5 protein-coding genes are annotated in these 6406 nt (G+C 60.9%); 1 reads left to right on the forward strand and 4 read right to left on the reverse strand.

Going from position 1 to position 6406, the window contains the following annotated elements; all coding sequences use genetic code 11:
- Nucleotides 1–1733: alpha/beta hydrolase family protein (locus WA989_RS07895; protein ID WP_424339957.1), on the forward strand; the 1733-nt coding region annotated here is incomplete at its 5' end.
- Nucleotides 1734–1752: 19 nt separating this feature from the next.
- Here the strand turns inward: WA989_RS07895 and clpB are convergent.
- The 4 genes from clpB to WA989_RS07915 all read right to left on the reverse strand — a co-directional run.
- A complete protein-coding gene (gene clpB / locus WA989_RS07900; RefSeq protein WP_424339958.1) occupies nucleotides 1753–4383 on the reverse strand; it encodes an ATP-dependent chaperone ClpB in 2631 nt (876 codons plus the stop codon).
- Nucleotides 4384–4569: 186 nt separating this feature from the next.
- Complete coding sequence (locus tag WA989_RS07905) at nucleotides 4570–5454, reverse strand: RNA polymerase factor sigma-32 (protein ID WP_424339959.1); 885 nt, start codon at nucleotides 5452–5454, stop codon at nucleotides 4570–4572.
- A 161-nt stretch (nucleotides 5455–5615) separates the two neighbouring features.
- On the reverse strand, nucleotides 5616–6143 hold the full coding sequence (locus tag WA989_RS07910) for a CarD family transcriptional regulator (RefSeq protein WP_424339960.1): 528 nt from the start codon (nucleotides 6141–6143) through the stop codon (nucleotides 5616–5618).
- A gap of 157 nt (nucleotides 6144–6300) precedes the next feature.
- Nucleotides 6301–6406 (reverse strand): DUF3470 domain-containing protein (locus WA989_RS07915; protein WP_424339961.1); only part of this gene is annotated, 106 nt, incomplete at its 5' end.

Genomic DNA, 6406 nt, shown 5'->3' on the forward strand with positions numbered 1-6406 from the left:
TTTACTGGGCAAATGAGGATTTTCTGCTGATCAACGCCTCGCAATACCAGTCTATCCAGACGGTGGACGGCCAGCAGCAATATGATTTCCAGCGCACGATTTCCTATGATGTCGAGAAGGCGGCGCCGGCGCTTCTGATGAAGGATGAGGGCCACCTGCTCGATACGCAGAATGTCGTCTCTGTACTGGCCGATGACGACCGGAATGTGCTTGTCGAGGTTTATGTCTACGTTTCGGGCAATGCGTCCGGCGGGCTCGGCAGCCTGATGCCTGAGGACCGGGGGGGCGGATGGACGCTCTCGACCCACAAGGCCAATCTGGGCACAGGAAAATCGCGCAAGCAGAAGACGTTCGGGCCGGCGACACTCGATGCCTGGTATGACAGGGACGGCGAGGTTGTTGCCGAGCTTGTTCGCAGCAAGTCATCCAACCGGGTCGAGATCGTCAGCGGGCGGCAGACGATCTATTCCTACAGCACCGAGGGCGTCACCGAGCTCTACGTCTATGGCTACGACCAGACGGCCGGCAAACTTGTCGTCTTCCGCGATGTCGGCGATGCGGACGGCATCCACTACATGTCGCTGGAGGATGGCGCGATGGAGCCGATCACAATTGACGGCACTGTTGCGGGCCGCGCGAACCCGATCGAGGACAGCTATACGCGCGGGCTTGTCGGCTTTGAGTATTTCGACGGACTGACCCAGCAGGTCTTCATCGATCCTGCGCTGAAAGCCGTGCATGCCCAGCTCAGCAAGGCCCTGCCGGACAAGCGCGTCAATCTGGTCTCGTGGAATGCGGCGAAAACGAAGATTGCAGTGTCTGCCGCATCACCCGGCAGCGCGGCAGACTATTACGTCTTCGACAAGGCGTCGGGCCAGCTCGGCTCGCTCGGCAGTGCGGCCTCGCATCTTGTTGGCGCGCCCTTGGGCGCCGTGAGCGCGCAGACCATCGAGACGCGCGATGGTCTGGCGATGGAGGTGATTGTCACCCTGCCGGTTGGCAAGACGGCGGCGGAGGGGCCTTTCCCGGCTGTGATCATGCCGCATGGTGGCCCTGAATCGCGCGACGGGCTGGGGTTTGACTGGTGGGCGCAGGCCTATGCCGCAGAAGGCTATCTCGTGCTCCAGCCGAACTTCAGGGGCTCTTCAGGCTATGGCCAGGCGTTCAGAAATGCAGGCTTTGGCGAGTTTGGCGGGCGGATGATCGACGATATCGCCGATGCTGGAAAATGGGCGATCGGCGAGGGGCTTGTGGCCAGCAACGCCTATTGCGTCATCGGGGCCAGCTATGGCGGGTACGCCTCGCTGATGATGGGTGTGAAGGATGCAGAGCGCTCGCGCTGTCTGGTGTCGGTCAATGGCGTCACGGAGCCCTTCGCGCTGATCGGGCACTATAATGACGGCTCGGAAGGCGCGGAATACTGGGAACGATATCTTGGCGCCGACCGGTTTTCCGATGAAGCGGTTCGCAACCAGATTGTGCCGCTTGCCTTTGGCTCGCAGCTCACCCAGCCCATGCTGCTGCTCTATGGCGAGGAGGATCTCGTCGTGCCGTCGGCTCAGACCGAGCGCTTCTCCAAATCCCTTGGCGAGAGAGACAATGTGCGGGTCGTCAGCCTCGGCAAGGAAGACCATTTCCTGCGGACATCGGATGTGCGCAACACGGTGCTTACCGAGACGCTTGCCTTCCTGGAAAAGCACCACCCGGCGCGCGGGGCACCGGGTGGCGGGTAAGCTATCTGTCTTATAAGGCCTAGTTCAGGGCCGCAGCGCCTTTGGCGAAGTCGTTCGGCACGCCGTTGATGGACAGCGTGTCGCCCTCGACATCGACCGTGACCGTCGAGCTGTCAGCGACTTTGCCTTCAAGGACGAGCCGGGCCAGCGGATCCTGGAGCTCCTTCTGGATGACGCGCTTCAGGGGCCGTGCACCATAGACCGGGTCGTAGCCGCGATCGGCCAGCCATGTGCGGGCCTCTTCGGTCAGCTCGACCTCGATCTTGCGCTCGGCCAGCAGCCTGGACAGCCGATCCATCTGGATGTCGACGACATAGTCGATCTCGTCGCGGCCAAGCCGGCTGAAGAAGACGATCTCGTCGATCCGGTTGATGAATTCCGGGCGGAAGTGCGCCCGCACGGCCCCCATCACGGCGTCGCGCTGGGCGGCGCTTATCTCGCCGGCATCGCCGGTTGCCAGAGCGTCTGCGCCAAGGTTCGACGTCATGATGATGATCGTGTTGCGGAAGTCGACCGTGCGGCCATGGCCATCGGTCAGGCGTCCGTCATCGAGCACCTGTAGCAGTGTGTTGAAGAGGTCCGGGTGGGCCTTCTCAACCTCGTCGAACAGGACGACCTGGTAAGGCCTGCGGCGGACAGCTTCTGTCAGCACGCCGCCTTCCTCATAGCCGACATAGCCGGGAGGCGCACCGATCAGGCGGGCCACCGAATGCTTCTCCTGGAACTCCGACATGTCGAGGCGGAGCACAGCGGACTCGTCGTCGAACATGAATTCGGCGAGCGCCTTGGTCAGCTCGGTCTTGCCGACGCCTGTCGGGCCGATGAACAGGAAGGAGCCGATCGGACGGTTCGGGTCCTGCAGGCCGGCGCGGGCACGGCGAACCGCGTTCGAGACCGCTGCGAGGGCTTCATCCTGGCCGACGACGCGGGCGTGCAGCGCCTCTTCCATCTTGAGGAGCTTCTCGCGTTCGCCTTCCATCATCTTGTCGACCGGAATGCCGGTCCATTTAGAGACGACGCCTGCGATATGCTCAGGGCGGACGACTTCGGAGACGAGGCCGGAGGGCTCTTCGCTGCCCTCATCGGTTTCGGCTTTCTCGACGGCGGCAATGCGCTCTTCAAGCTGCGGGATGACCGCATATTTGAGCTCGGACGCCCTTGAGAGATCGCCGCGGCGCTGGGCTTCGGCCATTTCCGAATGCGCCCTGTCGAGCTCATCCTTGGCAGACGCGGCGCCTTTCAGCTTGTCCTTTTCGGCGGCCCAGGCGGTGGTCAGCTCGTCAGAGCGGGCCTGGAGGTCGGCGATTTCGGTTTCGATCTTTTCCAGCCGGTCCTTGGAGGCCTGATCCTTCTCTTTCTTGAGCGCTTCAGCCTCGATCTTGAGCTGGAGCAGGCGGCGGTCGATCTCGTCGAGTTCCTCGGGCTTGGAGTCTACCTGCATCCGAAGCCTGGATGCAGCTTCATCCATCAGGTCGATCGCCTTGTCCGGCAGGAAGCGGTCGGTGATGTAGCGGTTCGATAGCGTCGCGGCCGACACGATCGCTGCATCAGACACGCGTACGCCGTGGTGGGCCTCATACCGGCCTTTCAGGCCGCGCAGGATGGAGACGGTGTCCTGCACTGTCGGTTCGTCGACATAGACGGCCATGAAGCGGCGGGCGAGGGCCGCGTCGCCTTCGACATATTTGCGGTATTCATCCAGCGTCGTTGCGCCGACGCAGTGAAGCTCACCGCGTGCGAGCGCAGGTTTCAGAAGGTTGGACGCATCCATCGCGCCATCGGTCTTGCCGGCGCCGACAAGCGTGTGCATCTCGTCAATGAACAGGATCACACCGCCTTCGGCCTGCTCGATTTCCTTGATCACGGCCTTGAGGCGTTCCTCAAACTCGCCGCGGAACTTCGCACCGGCAATCAGTGCGCCCATGTCGAGCGCAAGCAGGCGCTTGTCCTTGAGGCTTTCCGGCACATCGCCATTGATGATGCGCAGGGCGAGGCCTTCGGCGATGGCGGTCTTGCCGACGCCGGGCTCACCGATGAGCACAGGATTGTTCTTCGAGCGCCGCGAGAGCACCTGGATCGTGCGGCGGATTTCCTCGTCGCGTCCAATAACTGGATCGAGCTTACCCGAGCGGGCATCGGCTGTGAGGTCGCGCGTATATTTCTTCAGCGCCTCATAGCCTTCTTCAGCATTCTCGGTATCGGCCGTGCGGCCCTGACGAAGCTGCGTCACGGCCGCCTCGATCCCGGCCTGATCGACCCCGCCAGCTTTCAGCGCCTCATGCGCTTTTGAGCCTGACAGGCCCGCCATGGCGGCAAGCAGGCGCTCGACCGTGATATAGCTGTCGCCGGCCTTTTTGGACTGCGCTTCAGCATCCGCGAAAAGCTTGGCCGTCTTCTGGTCGAGACGCAGGCCCGCATCGCCGCCGCTGACGGAGGGCTGGGCGCGAAGCGCTTCGTCCGTCTTCTGCTGCACAAGCTCCGGATTGCCGCCGGCCGCGCGGATAAGATTGGCCGCCATGCGGTCGCGATCCTCAAGCAAAGCTTTCAGGATGTGTTCGGGCAGGAATATCTGGTGGCCGGCCGCCAGTGCGGCCGTTTGCGCGGTCTGGATGATGCTCCTCGCGCGCTCGGTATAGGTATCAAAATTCATGTCTATCCCCTTTGAAAGGCAGATTGGTGTTGTAAAACCGGACCAGCAGAGGCTGCATCCGGAAACTGGTTTCAGCCAGGCCCTGCTCAGCAGCGGCCTGTCTCTGAATGAGATATGGGGACAAAAAAAGGGGCTGCAAGATCACTCGCAGCCCAGTCATGTCAGCTTTTTTGATGAGGGAGGAAATCAGCTGACAGGTATCAGGCCTGTTTCTTCGGGGTCGCCGACCATGGTGACGAGCGCCGTGCGCAGTTTGCCAAGTGCCTGGTGTTCGATCTGGCGCACGCGCTCCTTGGAAATGCCAAGACGCTTGCCCAGAACCTCGAGCGTCACCGTGTCATCGGTGAGCCGGCGCTCCTTGATGATCAGGGTTTCGCGGTCGGTGAGGGTCTTCAGCGCTTCTGCGATCCAGTGCTTGCGGCGCTCGCTATCGCGCCGCTCCATGACATCATCCTCGGTCACGGCGTTTTCGTCTTCCAGAAGATCCTGCCACTGGGCTTCGCTGTCGGTCGCGAGCGGCGCATTGAGCGAGCGGTCTGAGGCGGAAAGGCGCGAGGCCATGGATTCCACATCGCGTTCCGGCACGCCGAGATGGGTGGCGATCCACTGGCGGTTTTCAGGGGTCATCGTGCCATCGGACGTGTCGTCAATCTTGGCGCGCAGGCGCTTGAGATTGAAGAACAGGGATTTCTGCGCCGCCGTCGTGCCGGTGCGCACGATCGACCAGTTTCGCAAAACAAAATCCTGTATCGAGGAGCGGATCCACCAGGACGCATAGGTCGAGAAACGAACCTGCCGGTCCGGATCGAAGCGGGCCGCCGCCTGCATCAGGCCGACATTGCCCTCCTGGACGAGGTCCGAGACAGCCAGGCCGTAATGGCGGAATTTGGAGGCCATGGAGATGACGAGGCGCATATAGGCGCTCGTCAGTTCGTGAAGCGCTCGCTCGTCTTGCTCATCGCGCCAGCGGATCGCGAGACTTTGCTCGTGCTCCTGGCTCAGCATGGGTTTGTTCATCGCGGTCCGGACAAACCGGCGGTCAGCGGCTTCGGCGCTTCTCGAAGTGGCCATGCATCTACTCCAACTTGCCTATGTTTACCCGTTTTACGAGTGCCGAGGCCTGCCGGATCACGCCGCCATTCATTTTTTGGAAATTTTTTTGGCGCGCAAAGAAAAAGCCCTGCCAGACAGGCAGGGCTTTCACCAATCTACTTTACGCAAACTGTAGACGCTTATGCGGCCTTCTTCTTGGCGAGCGACTTTGCAAGGCGCTCCATCGCAGCGTCGTGATCAGTATTTTCGACAGCGGCCAGTTCTCGGGCCATCCGGTCCAGGGCGCTCTCGTAAAGCTGGCGCTCTGAATAGGACTGTTCGGGCTGGTCTTCACCGCGGTGCAGGTCGCGAACGACTTCTGCGATGGAGATCAGATCACCGGAATTGATTTTCGCTTCATATTCCTGCGCGCGGCGCGACCACATGGTCCGCTTGATGCGGGCCTTGCCGCCGAGCGTCTTCAGCGCATCGTCGACGAGCTTGGAGCCTGCCAGCGAACGCATGCCGGAGGCCTCTGCACGATTGGTTGGAACACGAAGGATCATCTTGTCCTGGTCGAAGGAGACGACATAGACTTCGAGTGACATGCCAGCGACGGTCTGTTTTTCGATTGCTGTGATATTGCCGACGCCGTGTGCCGGATAAACCACGGATTGGCCAATCTCGAAAACGAGGTCCTGAGTATCACCCTGTGCCTTATTTGCCATGTATTGGTAGCCTTTCTACGCAACAGGAGCCTACGAGCCCCCGTGACACCGAAACAGCAGCACCGGAGGTTTCTTGCAGGCTCCCCAAAAGTTTGACTGTCAATATGTATCAGAAAAACGACTATTTAACAACTGTCATGTGACCGTTGTGGGTTTTCTAGTCGCCTTCGCCAGGCTTCGGGCTGAAATACTTCTCGAGTTTATTGGTCTCCTGCGCGAATTCTTCACGGTCGGCAGGGGGCTCTTTCATCCGGGTAATGTTA

This window comes from Henriciella sp. (assembly GCF_049649345.1).
Lineage (GTDB): Bacteria > Pseudomonadota > Alphaproteobacteria > Caulobacterales > Hyphomonadaceae > Henriciella.